14 protein-coding genes and 1 riboswitch are annotated in these 15004 nt (G+C 70.0%); of the genes, 10 read left to right on the top strand and 4 right to left on the bottom strand.

Annotation, left to right across the window (positions count from 1 at the left end):
• Window positions 1–7 precede the first annotated feature (7 nt).
• Both AC5L38_RS42345 and AC5L38_RS42340 read left to right on the top strand, forming a co-directional pair.
• Complete coding sequence (locus tag AC5L38_RS42345; protein WP_495248475.1) at window positions 8–1045, top strand: ABC transporter ATP-binding protein; 1038 nt, start codon at window positions 8–10, stop codon at window positions 1043–1045.
• On the top strand, window positions 1029–2042 hold the full coding sequence (locus AC5L38_RS42340) for an ABC transporter ATP-binding protein (RefSeq protein ID WP_495248474.1): 1014 nt from the start codon (window positions 1029–1031) through the stop codon (window positions 2040–2042). The genes AC5L38_RS42345 and AC5L38_RS42340 overlap by 17 nt, the downstream gene beginning before the upstream one ends.
• Before the next feature lie 110 nt (window positions 2043–2152).
• On the opposite strand, the gene AC5L38_RS42335 is transcribed toward AC5L38_RS42340, so the two are convergent.
• Both AC5L38_RS42335 and AC5L38_RS42330 read right to left on the bottom strand, forming a co-directional pair.
• Window positions 2153–2740, bottom strand: a complete 588-nt coding sequence (locus AC5L38_RS42335; protein WP_495248473.1) for a hypothetical protein — start codon at window positions 2738–2740, stop codon at window positions 2153–2155.
• A 509-nt stretch (window positions 2741–3249) separates the two neighbouring features.
• On the bottom strand, window positions 3250–4056 hold the full coding sequence (locus tag AC5L38_RS42330; RefSeq protein ID WP_495248472.1) for an SAM hydrolase/SAM-dependent halogenase family protein: 807 nt from the start codon (window positions 4054–4056) through the stop codon (window positions 3250–3252).
• Window positions 4057–4173: 117 nt separating this feature from the next.
• Here AC5L38_RS42330 and AC5L38_RS42325 point away from each other — a divergent pair, with 117 nt between their 5' ends.
• Window positions 4174–4476 (top strand): DUF3263 domain-containing protein, encoded by a 303-nt coding sequence (locus AC5L38_RS42325; RefSeq protein WP_495248471.1) that lies wholly within the window; start codon window positions 4174–4176, stop codon window positions 4474–4476.
• Window positions 4477–4559: 83 nt separating this feature from the next.
• Window positions 4560–5339 carry a trehalose-phosphatase gene (gene otsB, locus AC5L38_RS42320; protein WP_495248470.1) on the top strand — a complete coding sequence of 260 codons (780 nt, stop codon included), beginning with the start codon at window positions 4560–4562 and terminating at the stop codon, window positions 5337–5339.
• A 175-nt stretch (window positions 5340–5514) separates the two neighbouring features.
• Here otsB and AC5L38_RS42315 read toward each other — a convergent pair whose 3' ends face one another.
• Window positions 5515–6708 carry an MFS transporter gene (locus AC5L38_RS42315; RefSeq protein WP_495248469.1) on the bottom strand — a complete coding sequence of 398 codons (1194 nt, stop codon included), beginning with the start codon at window positions 6706–6708 and terminating at the stop codon, window positions 5515–5517.
• Window positions 6709–6791: 83 nt separating this feature from the next.
• On the bottom strand, window positions 6792–8216 hold the full coding sequence (locus tag AC5L38_RS42310) for an alpha,alpha-trehalose-phosphate synthase (UDP-forming) (RefSeq protein WP_495248468.1): 1425 nt from the start codon (window positions 8214–8216) through the stop codon (window positions 6792–6794).
• Window positions 8217–8447: 231 nt separating this feature from the next.
• Between AC5L38_RS42310 and AC5L38_RS42305 the strand changes: the two genes are divergently transcribed.
• From AC5L38_RS42305 to groL, 6 genes are all read left to right on the top strand, one after another.
• The gene (locus AC5L38_RS42305) at window positions 8448–9005 is read left to right on the top strand and encodes an RNA polymerase sigma factor (protein ID WP_389921587.1); all 558 of its coding nucleotides are present in this window, start codon (window positions 8448–8450) and stop codon (window positions 9003–9005) included.
• A 270-nt stretch (window positions 9006–9275) separates the two neighbouring features.
• Window positions 9276–10817, top strand: a complete 1542-nt coding sequence (locus tag AC5L38_RS42300) for a S1 family peptidase (protein WP_495248467.1) — start codon at window positions 9276–9278, stop codon at window positions 10815–10817.
• Window positions 10818–11059: 242 nt separating this feature from the next.
• A riboswitch (SAM riboswitch) is annotated at window positions 11060–11200 on the top strand.
• 14 nt (window positions 11201–11214) lie between these two features.
• Window positions 11215–12507: a threonine synthase gene (thrC, locus tag AC5L38_RS42295; protein ID WP_495248466.1), complete on the top strand. Its 1293-nt coding sequence runs from the start codon at window positions 11215–11217 to the stop codon at window positions 12505–12507.
• A gap of 22 nt (window positions 12508–12529) precedes the next feature.
• On the top strand, window positions 12530–12805 hold the full coding sequence (locus AC5L38_RS42290; RefSeq protein WP_389921594.1) for a MoaD/ThiS family protein: 276 nt from the start codon (window positions 12530–12532) through the stop codon (window positions 12803–12805).
• 345 nt (window positions 12806–13150) lie between these two features.
• Entirely contained in the window at window positions 13151–13351 is a 201-nt protein-coding gene (locus AC5L38_RS42285) for a cold-shock protein (RefSeq protein ID WP_012895270.1), read from the top strand.
• Between the two features lie 515 nt (window positions 13352–13866).
• The coding region (gene groL, locus AC5L38_RS42280) for a chaperonin GroEL (protein WP_495248465.1) at window positions 13867–15004 on the top strand (1138 nt) is incomplete at its 3' end.

The raw sequence follows: 15004 nt of genomic DNA, 5'->3' as shown, positions 1-15004 counted from the left end.
GGGACCCGTGAAGAAGACCTCAACGCCGGTGGTGCCGTCCAGGGAGGCGCCGGGCAGCGAGCCGCTGCTCGCCGTCGACGACCTGCACGTGGAGTTCGTGACCAGGCAGGGCGTGGTCAAGGCGGTCAACGGGGTCAGCTACTCGCTGAACGCCGGTGAGACGCTCGCGGTGCTCGGCGAGTCCGGCTCGGGCAAGTCGGTGACCGCGCAGGCCATCATGGGCATCCTCGACTCCCCGCCGGCCCGCGTCCCCAGGGGCGAGATCCGCTTCCGGGGCACGAACCTGCTGGAGCTGTCCGAGGAGGCCCGCACCCAGGTGCGCGGCCGGCGGATCGCGATGATCTTCCAGGACGCGCTCTCCGCGCTGAACCCGGTGTTCACCGTCGGGGCCCAGATCGGGGAGATGTTCCGGGTGCACCGGGGCGCCTCCAAGCGCGACGCCCAGAAGAAGGCGATCGAGCTGATGGACCGGGTCCGCATCCCCGCCGCCAGGCAGCGGGTGCACGACTACCCCCACCAGTTCTCCGGGGGCATGCGCCAGCGCATCATGATCGCGATGTCGATCGCGCTCGACCCCGAGGTGCTGATCGCCGACGAGCCGACCACCGCCCTCGACGTGACGGTGCAGGCCCAGATCATGGAGCTCCTGGGCGAGCTGCGGCGCGAGAGCAACATGGGCCTGATCCTGATCACCCACGACCTCGGCGTGGTCGCCGACGTCGCCGACAAGATCGCGGTCATGTACGGCGGGCGGATCGTGGAGAACGCCCTCGTGCACGACATCTACCGCAGGCCCGCCCACCCGTACGCCAAGGGCCTGCTCGACTCGATTCCCCGGGTCGACCAGAAGGGGCAGGAGCTGTACGCCATCAAGGGCATGCCGCCGAACCTGCTCGACATGCCCACGGGCTGCGCCTTCCATCCCCGCTGTCCGTACCGTCAGGACAACTGCGTCGTCGACGCGCCGCCGCTGTACGAGATCGGCCCGACGCGCGGCAGCGCGTGTCACTACTGGAGGGAGGTCCTCGATGGCAGCCACGGGTGAGCCGATCCTTGAGGTCCGCGACCTGGTCAAGCACTTCCCGCTGACCCAGGGCGTCGTCCTGCGCAAGCAGATCGGCGCGATCAAGGCCGTCGACGGGGTCTCCTTCGACCTGCGCCGGGGCGAGACGCTCGGCATCGTGGGCGAGTCCGGATGTGGCAAGTCCACGCTGGCCAAGCTCCTGATGGCGCTGGAGCGGCCGACCTCGGGCTCGGTGAGGATCAACGGCCAGGAGATCGCCGACGCCAGGCGCGGCAACCTCAAGCGGGCCCGCCGCAACATCCAGATGGTCATGCAGGACCCGTACACCTCGCTGAACCCCCGGATGACCGTGGGCGACATCATCGGCGAGCCGTTCGAGATCCACAAGGAGGTCGCCCCCAAGGGCGACCGGCGCCGCAAGGTCCAGGAACTCCTCGAGGTGGTGGGCCTCAACCCCGACCACATCAACCGCTACCCGCACCAGTTCTCCGGCGGCCAGCGCCAGCGCATCGGGATCGCCCGCGGGCTGGCGCTCCAGCCGGAGATCATCGTCTGTGACGAGCCGGTCTCCGCGCTGGACGTGTCGATCCAGGCGCAGGTCGTCAACCTGCTGGAGCGGCTGCAGGACGAACTCGGCCTCGCGTACGTCTTCATCGCCCACGACCTGTCGGTGGTCCGGCACATCTCCGACCGCGTCGGCGTGATGTACCTGGGCAAGATGGTGGAGATCGGCAAGGACGTCGAGATCTACGACCGGCCGGCGCACCCCTACACCCAGGCGCTGCTGTCGGCCGTCCCGGTGCCCGACCCCGAGGGGCGCGAGCGGCGTGAGCGGATCATCCTGCAGGGTGACCCGCCCTCTCCCGCCAACCCGCCGTCGGGCTGCCGGTTCCGCACACGGTGCTGGAAGGCCCAGGAGATCTGCGCCGTCGAGGAGCCGCTGCTGCAGATCCGGCCCGGCACCGCGCACGCGAGCGCCTGCCACTTCGCCGAGACCCACGACGTGATCCACGTGTAGGGACGCGGCGGGAGCGGAGTCCCGGAAACAGCGGAGGGCGCGGCCCCACATGGAGTTGTGGGGACCGCGCCCTTCTCGCTCTACCGCTCTATCGCAGAACGTCTGTCCTGCTAGAGGATGTCGACGCCGATGCCGCCGATGCCGACAAGGCCGCCGATGCCGACGCCGTGGCCGATTCCGCTGCCGCTGCTGATGATGTTGCCGCCGCCGCCGATGGTGTTGCCGCCGCGGCCGAAGAGGCCCCCGCCGAAGCCGCCGCCGCCGAAGCCGCCGCCGCCGAAGACGCCGCCCCCGTAGACGCCGCCGCCATAGACGCCGCCCCCGTAGATGCCGCCGCCGTAGCAGCCGCCCCCGTAGATGCCGCCGCCGTAGATGCCGCCGCCATAGATGCCGCCGCCGTAGATGCCGCCGCCATAGATGCCGCCGCCGCAGCCGCTGGCCACGGCCGTGGGGATGACGGTGGCGCCGTACGTGACGGTGCTCGTCGGGACGAAGGACGCGGCGCCGCTGACGACGCCGACGCCGCCGCAGCAGTCGGAGGACTTCTTGGCGGCCTTGGCCTTGGCGGCGGCCTTGACGACCGACGTGGCGGTGACCTTGGCCGAGGAGGTGGAGGAGGTGGACGCGGACGCGACCGCGGCCGGTGCGATGACGGCGATGCCGACACACGCGGAGGTGATGAGAAGACGACGAATCATTGTGGTTCCCCCTGGAAGGAAATCGTCGCGGCAGTGTCTGGGGCCTCTGGAACGGACCGTCTGCACGCGGCTACTCAAAGTAACGGGAGTGAGACTATCCAGCGACATGCTTTCTGGAGGGTCAAGAATGGTCAGCTTGTGGCAATGATCGCGGCCTTGTGGCCGAACGAAACTCGGTCGATCACGGGTCCGATCCGGGTGCGCTCGACCTGTCACACCCCGTCGAATTCGTTAATTGCCAGGTCAGCTCGCATGTCCGGCCGAGGGGGGTCTTCCGGCGGGCGGCGGGGCGGGAAGGGCCTGCTCCAGGGCGGAACCGCCGCGGTGAGGGCCCGCCGGAGGCGACGGGGAGAACGACACGTCGTCATTTTTCAGGGGGGATCGGGAAACGTCGCGGGAATTCCGTCATGCGTAATCAAGGTGGAATCAGAATTCCGACAGGAAAGACACTTCGCTAAATGGGTCGACGCGTAGGATGATTTCCTCTTAAATCGCGTTTGTTGCGCATGTCAGGGCGCGGGGGAGAGGCGCACGTGGGCTCCGGGCGGCAGGCCCAGCCGCTGGGAGGCGTCGCCGGAGTTGACCGCCAGAGCGACCAGCCCGGCCGAGTCGGTGAAGGCCACGACCTCCCCGGGCGGGACCGCGGCGAAGGTCTCCTTGAACGGCACCGAGATCCGCCGCCTGCCCAGCCAGACCACCAGCGTGTCCCCCGGTGAGACGTCCAGCGTCTCCAGGTCGCCGGAGCCGATCGACAGCTGGGCGTTGCCGTGCCGGTCGATCGAGAGCACCTCCCCCTCGACGTAGCCCTCCTGGATGGTGGAGGTGGGCGCGGGCAGCGAGACGAGCCGCTCCAGCGGGATCTCCGGGCCGAGCTCGGACGGATGGCACCCGATCGCCAGGTGCGCCGCCACCGGGGCGAAGAGGTCGCGCCCGTGGAAGGTGGGCGAGACCGGTTTCAGGAAGAGCTCCCTGTTGGAGAGCTCGTAGGCGGCACGCGCGCCCCCGCTGGCGTGGATCGCCCACGACAGCAGCCCGTTGTCCGGGCCCAGGAACATGTGGTCGCCGGCCTCGACGGCCACGGCCCTGCGCGAGCCGCCGCCCCCGGGATCCACCACGGCGACGTGCACGCCGGGAGGAAGGTAGGCGATCGTCTGGGCCAGGATCGCCGCACCGCGCCGCACGTCCCCCGAGGGGACCAGATGGCACACGTCAATGATTCGCGACTCCGGAGAGATTCCGACGATCACGCCGTGACATGCGGCGATGTAGCCGTCTTCCAGTCCGTAGTCGGTGAGAAGGCTGATGACAGAGGTCACATCTGGTGACTGTACGTCCCCGCATCCGTCATGAACAGCGCGAAATTCCGGACTATCCTGACTTCGGGCCGCACGTACGCGGTGCGATCGCCACGCACCCCGAGGGAGGAGGAGGCAATGGACACCGTGCCGGATTCCGGTGACAGCGCCGCTCCGGAGCCCGTGTCGAGGGATCTCACCGACAGGGAGCGCGAGCTGCTCGCCTTCGAGCGTCAGTGGTGGCGCTACGCGGGCGCCAAGGAACAGGCGGTCCGCGAGGCCTTCGACATCTCCGCGACGCGCTACTACCAGTTGCTCAGCGAGCTCATCGACCTGCCCGCGGCGCTCGCCCACGACCCGATGCTGGTCAAGCGCCTGCGCAGGCTCCGCGAGACCCGCCGCCGCGACCGCGCCGCCCGAAAAATGGGCTTGCGTCGCTGATCTCCGGGTACGACCGGTCGGGCGGGCGATCGCGAGAGCGGAGCCGGCGTGACGGTCGAGACTGCGGAGAGGGTCAGACGAGCATGACGACGAATACGTCCGACGGGCTGAAGGCGATCGCCGCCGACCCGGCGGGAGCGGTGATCGGGCTCGACTTCGACGGCACGCTGTCCCCGATCGTCGCCGACCCCGCGGCGGCCAGGATCCACCCCGGCGGGTCCGAGGTGCTGGAGCGGCTCGGCCGCCTGATCGGCGCCGTCGTGATCGTGACCGGCCGCCCGGCGGCCACGGCCGTGGAGTACGGCTCCCTGGCCGGTGTGCCGGGGCTGGTCGTGCTCGGGCACTACGGCCTCGAACGCTGGGAGGCGGGGGCGCTCGCCGCGCCGCCCGTCCATCCGGGCCTCGACCTCGCCCGCACCGGGCTCGTCCCGCTGGTGGCGGGGATCGACGGGGTCAGGATCGAGGACAAGGAGCGGTCGGTGGCCGTGCACACCCGGCAGGCCGCCGACCCGTGGGCGACGCTCGACGCGCTGCGCGAGCCGGTCGCCGCGCTGGCCGCCGAGGCGGGGCTGGCGGTGGAGCCGGGCAAGTTCGTGCTGGAGCTGCGCCCGCCCGGAATGGACAAGGGAGTGGCGCTGGACGCCTTCCTGCGCGAGCGGGCCGCCAGGTCGGTGCTGTTCGCCGGGGACGACCTGGGGGACCTCCCGGCGTTCGCGGCCGTGCGGGCCTCCGGGCTGCCGGGCGTGACGGTGTTCAGCGGGTCGCCCGAGATCGAGGTGGAGGCCGACATCGTGGTGGACGGGCCCCGGGGGGTCCTGGAGCTCCTCACCTCGATCGCCGACGCCGTCGAGAGCGAGGCGTAGGGCGAGGCGTAGGGCGTCCCGCCTCCGGGGCGCCGGTACCGCTCGGGCCAGGTTCACGTCCGTTCTGGCCGGGCTCACGTCCGCTCGGGCAGGACCCACGTCCGCCCGGACCGGGCTCACGTCCGCCCGGGCAGGGTTCGTACGCGCCCGGGAACGCCCGTCCGCCCGCGCCCGTTCAGGCGGGTTGGCCGGCGCCCGCCCGCGGGCGTCCGCCCGCGGTGATCAGCAGCCCTCCGACGGCCAGCCCGATCAGGGCGGGGACCATCAGGAACGCCCGCTGGGTGCCGAACCCGTCGGCCAGCGCGCCCAGCAGGAACGGCCCGATCCCCACCGCCAGCCCGGCGAAGACCGAGGCCATGGCCGAGGCCCGGTCCCGCCGCCCGCCGGAGGCGGCCAGCACCCGGGACAGCGCCATCGGGAAGTGCAGCGCCACCCCCAGCCCCGACACGGCCAGGCCCGCGTAGGAGAACACCGGGTTCGTGCTCAGCCAGAAGATCGCCCACCCGGCGGCCGCGACCAGCAGGGCCCCGAGGAACAGCACGGTCGGGGTGATCCGCAGGGCGAGCCACGCCCCGGTCAGCCGCCCGGCCGCCATCCCGGCGGTGAACGCCGCGACCGCGGTCGCGGCCACCGCCGCGGGCAGCCCGGTCTGGTCGGAGAACAGCTTGGCCGCCCACAGGTTGAAGCAGAACTCCATCGCGACGCAGCAGAACAGCACGGCCGCGGCCAGGTAGAACCGCCAGCCGAAGCGGTCCTGGACCTCCATGGCGGCACCGCCGGAGGCGCCGCCGGGCTCGGGGAACCGTACGCGCCCCATGACCAGCGCGAGCAGCGCGGCCAGCACCGGGGTGACCAGCAGCGCGGCCCGCCAGCCGAGGGCGCTCTGCGCGGCGGCGCTGACCACGAAGGGAACCCCGATGCCGACGGTCACGCAGACGGCGTTGGCCTCGCTGATCGCCGCCGGGCCCGCGGGGCCGTGGCGGTCGTCGAGCGCGGCCATGCCCGAGTACAGGACGATCGAGGACATCCCGCTGGCGATGCCGTAGCCGAGCAGGGTGACCGGCAGCGTGGTGGGGGCCGCCGCGACCATGAGCGTGCCGGCGCTCATCCCGGCCATGCCGGTCCAGCTCACGGCCCGGCGGCCGATCCTGCCGGTCAGCCAGGGCAGGACGAGGCCGGTGACGATGCCGCCGACGGCCATCGCCGTCCCGTGCAGCCCGGCGACCGCCTGGGACAGGCCCTGGTCGAGGCGGAGCAGCGGGAGCGCGGCGCTGAGGCCGTACAGGTAGGTGGCGAAGACGCCGAGCTGGAGATAGATCAGCCAGGTCGCGCGGTCGCGGATCAGCCGGACGGGCGCGATCGCGGTCAACTCGGTCTCCCGTACCCCAGAAAAGTGAAATAGCCGCAAAAACTATCTCATACCGGGCTAAATCCGCTTAAGGGGTCGGGGTGTCACCCGAGGGCGTCGAGCTGCTCGGCGAACCAGCGGTGCGGGGGGAGCGCGGTCGCCGCGGCGGCCAGCAGCACACTCCTCCTGGCGCGCTCGTCCGAGGGCATCGTCAGGCCCGCGTACAGCGCGGCGGCCGTGGCCGAGACGTCGTAGGGGTTGACCGTCAGCGCGTGCTCGCCCAGCTCGGCGGCGGCACCCGCCTCCCGCGACAGCACCAGCGCGCTGTGCGGAGACAGGATCGGCCCCTCCTTGGCCACCAGGTTCATGCCGTCGCGGATCGGGTTGACCAGCAGCACGTCGGCCAGCCGGTAGGCGGCCAGCGAGCGGGGGTAGTCGTCGTTGACGTTGAGGATCAGCGGGTCCCAGTCCTCGGTGGCGTACTCGTCCTCGATCTCCTCGGCGCAGCGCTGGACCGCCGCGGTGTACTCGCGGTACTCGGGCAGGTCGTGCCGGGAGGGGTAGGCGAAGGCGAGGTGCGTGACGCGGCCGTGCCACTCGGGGTGGGTCGCGAGGAACTGCTTGTAGGCGGTCAGGCCCCGCACGATGTTCTTCGACAGCTCCGTCCTGTCGATCCGCACGATCAGCCTGCGGTCGCCCACCTGGGCGCGGAGCGCGGCCATGTGGGACTCCACGTCGGGTTCCGACGCCCTGGTCCAGAGCGCCTTGCCGTCCACGCCCAGGCTGTGGGTGCCGATCCGGCTGGTCCTGCCCGCGTGCGTGACCGTACGCTCCCCGCGGTCGACCCGCGCGCCGAGCACCGTCTCGCAGCAGTCCATGAACGCCCCGCCCCAGCGGGCCGTCAGGAAACCCGCGTGGTCGGCACCCAGGATGCCCTCCAGGAGCTCGGTCGCGACGTCGTCGGGGAGCAGGTTGAAGTATTCGGGCGGCGCCCACGGGGTGTGCGAGAAGTGCGCCACCCGCAGGTCGGGGCGCTCCCCCCTGAGCATGGCCGGGACCAGGCTCAGGTGGTAGTCCTGCACCATCACCCGCGCCCCGTGCGGGGCCTCCTCGGCCAGCGCCATCGCGAACGCCTCGTTGTAGGACTGGTACGACTCCCACTCCCGGCGGAACCTCGCGTCGAAGTGCGGCCTGTTGGGGATGTCGTAGAGGAGGTGGTGGACGAACCAGAGGGTGGAGTTGGCGACCGCGTTGTACGCGCGGTGGAAGGTCGCGGGGGGGATGTCGAGCATCCGCAACGCGCCGGTGTCGTAGCCCGCCTGGTCGAGCCGGCCGCCGGGCGCCAGCCGCACGGCGCCGCGGTCGCCGTCGGACAGCGCCGCGCAGACCCACAGGACGTTGAGATCTCTCGCGACCTCCGAGAGGCCGGAGACCAGGCCGCCACCTCCCCTGCGCATGGACAGCGAACCGTCTTCGGAGAGGGTGAAGGAGACGGGGCCGCGGTTGGAGGCAACCAGGATCGCGCTCATCGATTCTCCTTGAGCGTGGAGACCCCCAAGGTTAACCGGCACCTTGTGGGGATGTCCCTGCTCTTCAGGTCAAGGAAGGAACGGCGTCCATCGAATTGTGTCAGCTCTTGTCAGCAGGTGGAGTGATGAGCCCCGGTGTATCACCCTTTTTGTGGCGCGGAGGGAGGGTCACCATCCGCGATCCCCGACCGTAGGATGTCCAGCGACCGTGACCGCTGATGGGGGCCCGTGATGGCGCTGGACGAGATGACCGAGGAACTGGCCCGATCGGCCGCCCAAGGTGACCACCGCGCTCTCGGTGAGCTGCTGAGGCGGATCGAGCCGGCCGTGCTGCGGCACTGCGGGCGGATCCTCCCCTTCCGGCAGGACGCCGAGGAGGCCTGCCAGGACACCCTGCTCGCGGTGGCGCGCAACATCGGCCGCTTCGAGGGCCGTGCCCGGTTCAGCACCTGGCTGCACATCGTGACCGCCAACTGCGCCAGGACCACCTACCGATCGCTGAAGCGCCGCGCCGCCGAGCAGAGCTCGGACGAGCTGCCGTTGCAGAAGCCGGACGTCGCCCGGGTGAGCGTCATCGCCGGGTCCCGGCTGGACCTGCTCGACGCGATGGAGGCGCTGGAGGCCGAGAAGCCTGACCTGGCCCAGGCGCTGGTGCTGCGCGACATCTGCCAGCTCGACTACAACGAGGTGGCCGAGCAGCTGCGCATCCCGCTGGGCACCGCCAAGTCGCGCATCCACCAGGCGCGCAAGTACGTCCAGGGCGCCCTGGGCGACGCCTACGGCTTCTGAGGCGGACGCCCGTCCTTCCCGGCCGGGCGCGGGAGGCTGAGCGGCTGCCCCTCCCTCCCGGGCAGGGCTCCCCGGCCGAGGCCGCGGTGGGTCCGAGCGGTGCCGGGCCCGGAACGGCCGGTGGGAGCCGTTCGAGAACGCCCTCCGCGTGGCGCGCGGCTTCGACGACCTCACCTGATCTAGGGTGGCGTTGCCCACGTCACGTGATCGATCGGTGACAGATGGCCATCTCCCCTCACGCTCTGAAAGCCGAGGTCGAGGAGAGATCACATGCCCCGCAGACACGCTGTCACCACGGCATGCGTCCTGACGGTCACCGCGCTCGCCCTGGCCGCCCTGCCGGCCGGTGCCCAACGCGAGGCGAGGGGTGTCCCCGCCGCGGTCGGCACCCCGTCCGCGGCCACCGCCGTGCCGGTCGTGTCGGGCGCGTTGCAACCGCCGCCGGGCATGCTGGAGGCGCTTGAGCGCGACCTGGGGCTGACCCCGGCCCAGGCCCGGGCCCGCCTGCTCAACGAGGCCCGCCTGACCCCCATCGCGCTGCAGATGAGCAGGAGGCTCGGCCCCGATTTCGGCGGCACCTGGCTCCGGGGGAACAGCGCGCACACCCTGGTGGTGGCCACCACCGACGCCGCCGACATCCCCGAGATCCTCGCCGCGGGAGCCGCGGCCGAGGTCGTCCCCAGGTCGCTGGCGGAGCTCTCGGAGATCAAGAAGGAGCTCGACACCACGTTGCCGCCGCAGCCGCTCGTGTCGAGCGCTCGCTTCGTCGACGTGAAGAGCAACAAGGTGGTCGTCCTCTCCTCGAAACCCGAGGACGCCCAGAACTTCGTCGAGAGCACGGGGGTGAGCTCGGAGGCGGTGGTCGTGCTGCCCAGCACCGAGTTCCCCCTGCCCCTGTACGACCTGGTGGGCGGCACCGCCTACTACATCGGCGTCACCAGCCGATGCTCGGTCGGCTTCTCCGTTCTCAAGGGCACCCAGGACGGCTTCGTCAGCGCGGGCCACTGCGGCAGGACGGGCGAGACCACGACCGGCTACAACCGCGTCGCCCAGGGCACCTTCCGGGGATCGTCCTTCCCGGTCAACGACTACTCCTGGATCGCGGCCAACGCCAACTGGACGGCCACCCCGGCGGTGGACAACGGCGAGGGCGGCACCGTGCCCGTCGCCGGCGCCCGCGTCGCCATCGAGGGGGCCTCGGTCTGCCGGTCCGGCTCCACCACCGACTGGCACTGCGGCCTCATCCAGCAGCGCGACGCCAGCGTCACCTACCCCCAGGGCACCGTCCTCCAGCTGACCCGCACCAACGTCTGCGCGGAACCCGGCGACTCCGGCGGCTCCTTCATCTCCATCGACCAGGCCCAGGGCGTCACCTCCGGCGGCTCGGGCAACTGCAGCCAGGGCGGCACCACCTACTTCCAGCCGGTCGGCGAGATCCTCACCGCCTACGGCCTGGACCTGAGGACCACCGCGGGCAACCCGCCGCCGCCGGTCACGGGCACCTGCACCGGCTTCCCGAACACCTACACCGGCACCCTGGCCGTCGGCCAGTCCGCCTACCAGCCCCGGAACCTGTACTACCGGTCGACCGTCAGGGGCGTCCACCACGGCTGCCTGGACGGCGCCGACGGCACCGACTTCGATCTGTACCTGCAGAAGTGGAACGGCACGGGCTGGCCGGTCGTCGCCACCTCCAACGGCGCGGGCCCCGACGAGAAGATCTCCTACACCGGCACGGCCGGTTACTACCGCTACCGGGTGTTCTCCGCGGGCGGCTCCGGCCGATACACGCTGGGGTTCAGCGTGCCGTGACCGCTCCGGCGGGCCGTCTCCGGCGGGCCGCTTCCGGCGGGCCGCTTCCGGCGGCGACGAGAGGGAAGGGGCGAGGCCCCCGCCGTCCAGTTCGCGTGCCGAGTGCCGCGCGACCGGGGCTCCGGATCCGATTGTCCGCTGGATAACACGCTGTGTCTCGCACAGTGAGACAAGGAGTCAGGAGGGCGGCAGGGCGAGGTAGAGTGCTTGGGACCTGCGCGTCAGGTTCCTAACTGAATATTTGCTCATCCAGAGGGGTGGAGGGACCGGCCCTGCGAAGCCCCGGCAACCATCCCGGTTCAAGACTCGTTATCTGAACGAGGTCGGCCGGGACAGGTGCCAATTCCGGTCTGCGACCAGGGTGGTCCAGACGAAGATGAGGGAAAGGCCTCGCTTCATGGCGCTCGCAACCACTGAGAACACCACCACCTCGACCGGCCGTGCCGACGACGCGCGTGACCCGCGCTTCGGCCCCGCCGTCGCCCTCTCCTGCCGAGAGTGCGGTGCCCGCTACGACCTCGGCCCCAGCTTCGCCTGTATCGAGTGTTTCGGGCCCCTTGAGATCGCGTACGACTTCGGGCGTGTGACCCGGGAGCGGATCGCCGAGGGGCCGACCAACATCTGGCGCTACCGCTCGCTGCTGCCCGTCCCCGAGGACGTGGCCACCAAGCCCAACATGGCGCCCGGCTGGACCAAGCTCGTCAACGCCGGCAACCTCGCCCGCGAGCTGGGCATCCGCTCCCTGCACGTGAAGGACGACTCCGGCAACCCCACGCACTCCTTCAAGGACCGCGTGGTGGCCATCGCCGTCGAGGCCGCCCGCAACTTCGGCTTCCACACCCTGTCCTGCTCCTCCACCGGCAACCTGGCCGGCGCCGTGACCGCCGCCGCCGCGCGGGCCGGGCTGGACGCCTGCGTGTTCATCCCCTCCGACCTGGAGCAGGCCAAGATCGTCATGGCCTCCGTGTACGGCGGCAGGCTCATCGGCATCGAGGGCACCTACGACGACGTGAACCGCTTCTGCTCCGAGCTCATCGGCGACGAGCTGGGTGACCAGTGGGGCTTCGTCAACGTCAACCTCCGGCCGTACTACGCGGAGGGGTCCAAGACCCTGGCCTACGAGATCGCCGAGCAGCTCGGCTGGCGCATCCCCGACCAGATCGTCATCCCGGTCGCGTCGGGCTCGCAGCTGACGAAGGTCGACAAGGGCTTCAAGGAGCTGATCCAGCTCGGCCTGGTCGAGGACAAGCCCTACAAGATCTTCGCGGCCCAGGCCGAGGGGTGCTCCCCGGTCTCCGCCGCCTACAAGGCGGGCCACGACGTGATCCGCCCGGTCAAGCCGGACACGATCGCCAAGTCGCTGGCGATCGGCAACCCGGCCGACGGCCCGTACGTCCTGGACATCGCCCGCCGCACCGGCGGCGCGGTCGAGGACGTCACCGACGCCGAGATCGTCGACGCGATCCGGCTGCTGGCCAGGACCGAGGGCATCTTCGCCGAGACCGCCGGAGGCGTGGTCGTCGGAGTGCTGCGCAAGCTGGTCGCCTCGGGCAGGCTCGACCCCGACGCCGAGACCGTGGTCCTCAACACCGGCGACGGTCTCAAGACCCTCGACGCGGTGGCCGCGGAGGCCCGCCCGACCGCGGTGATTCGACCTTCTCTTGACGCATTCCGTGCGGCTATCGCCTAGAAATCGTGAAAGGTACTGAATTATGAGCGTTTCTGTGCGGATTCCGACGATTCTCCGGACTTACACCGATGGTGCCGCCGAGGTGAACGGAGAGGGGGAGACCCTGCGCGATGTTCTTCAGAAGCTCGACGCGGACTTCCCGGGGATCGGTGCCCGGATTCTTGATGAATCGGGAAAGATCCGACGTTTTGTCAACGTCTATGTCGGGGATGAGGACGTTCGTTTCGTCGACAACCTCGACACGGCCACGCCCTCCGGCGCCCAGGTCTCCATCATCCCGGCGGTGGCCGGAGGCTGATTCTCCCGCCCCGGCGCGGCCCTGACGGCCCCGCGCCGCCCCCGGGGCGTCCGCGACTCCACGGCACCCGCCCGGCTCCGGCCGGGCGGGTGCCGTCTTTTGTGACGCAGGCTCATATTTGTGGGATAGATAGGGAATGTAACCCTTAACTAACTAATAGTGATAGTGAAAGTTTGTTCTCGTACTAAAAGCTCTCGTAAAGCAGTAGTTTGGTGCTTGACTCTGTTGCCCTACCGGTTCCCACAGGTATGGTCGGAACGATCGACGTGGCGAAGTCCGCCCGGAGATTGAGGACTTCGCGAGAGGAATGGGCGTCGTCCTTAAGACCAGTAAGAGGAGTCGCAAGTGGCGCAGGGCACCGTCAAATGGTTCAACGCGGACAAGGGCTACGGCTTCATCGCGGTAGACGGTGGTAAGGATGTGTTCGTCCATTACTCCGCGATCATGATGGATGGCTACCGTGCTCTCGAGCAGGGCCAGCGGGTCGAGTTCGAGATCACGCAAGGGCAGAAGGGCCCCCAGGCGGAGTCCGTCCGGGCGGTCTGACGTAGCCGTTTCGTGAATTCGCAGGGAAGGGCCGGTGGATCCCGCGGTATCGCAGTCCGCTGGATCCCCATCGCCTGGCCCGGCTCACCCCGACCGGTGAGCCGGGCTTTCGCGCGTACGGGGCGAACGGCCGTGTGAGCGCGCGTACGGGGCGAACGGCCGTGTGAGCGCGGGTGCGGGGCGAACGGCCGTGTGAGCGCGCGGCCGGGCGGGCGGACCCGGCGCGGGATCCGCCGGCGGGCCGATGGCGACGTGCGGCGTACGGCGACGTGACGCGAGATCTACGTCCGCGTGACAAGGAGTTGACGTCCCCGTCTCGGGCGGCGCAGGTCAACGGATCGTGGCTTGCACTCGACAGGGTAGAGTGCTAAACAGATTGTTGGCACTCACGCATAGAGAGTGCCAATCCTGGATCGAGGCGATGGGGCCCGCCGAACGGAGTCGTGGGCCCACATGCCGTCGCGGGCGTCGGCTCGGTCCGGTGTAAGCCACCCTTTCTCTGGGAGGTTAGCCGTATGGCAGCCAAGATGATCGCGTTTAACGAGGACGCCCGGCGCGGTCTCGAGCGCGGCATGAACCAGCTCGCGGACGCCGTCAAGGTGACCCTCGGCCCCAAGGGCCGTAACGTCGTGCTGGAGAAGAAGTGGGGCGCCCCCACCATCACCAACGATGGTGTCTCCATCGCCAAGGAGATCGAGCTCGAGGACCCGTGGGAGAAGATCGGGGCCGAGCTCGTCAAGGAGGTCGCCAAGAAGACCGACGACGTCGCCGGCGACGGCACCACCACCGCCACCGTGCTCGCCCAGGCTCTCGTACGTGAGGGTCTTCGCAACGTCGCCGCGGGCGCCAACCCGATGTCCCTGAAGAAGGGCATCGAGGCCGCCGTCGAGCGCGTGTCGGAGGAGCTGTCCAAGCTCGCCAAGGACGTGGAGACGAAGGCGCAGATCGCCTCCACCGCCTCCATCTCCGCGGGCGACCCGCAGATCGGCGAGATGATCGCCGAGGCGATGGACAAGGTCGGCAAGGAAGGCGTCATCACCGTCGAGGAGAGCAACACCTTCGGCCTCGAGCTCGAGCTCACCGAGGGCATGCGCTTCGACAAGGGCCTCACCTCGATGTACTTCGTCACCGACCCGGAGCGTATGGAGGCCGTCCTCGACGACCCGTACATCCTGGTCGTCAACTCCAAGGTGTCCGCCAACAAGGACCTGCTCCCGGTTCTCGACAAGGTCGTGCAGGCCGGCAAGCCGCTGCTGATCATCGCCGAGGACGTCGAGGGCGAGGCCCTGGCCACCCTGGTCGTCAACAAGATCCGCGGTCTGTTCCGCTCGGTCGCGGTCAAGGCGCCGGGCTTCGGCGACCGCCGCAAGGCCATGCTGGGCGACATCGGCATCCTGACCGGTGCCCAGGTCATCAGCGAGGACCTCGGTCTGAAGCTGGAGTCCACCACCCTGGACCAGCTCGGCCGCGCCCGCCAGGTCATCGTCACCAAGGACGAGACCACCATCGTCGACGGTGCCGGCGACGCCGAGCAGATCGCCGGCCGGGTCAACCAGATCCGCGCCGAGATCGACAACACCGACTCCGACTACGACCGCGAGAAGCTCCAGGAGCGTCTGGCGAAGCTGGCCGGCGGCGTGGCCGTCATCAAGG

This window comes from Streptosporangium nanhuense, assembly GCF_059358815.1.
This window is presented reverse-complemented; position numbering and strand designations above follow the sequence as displayed.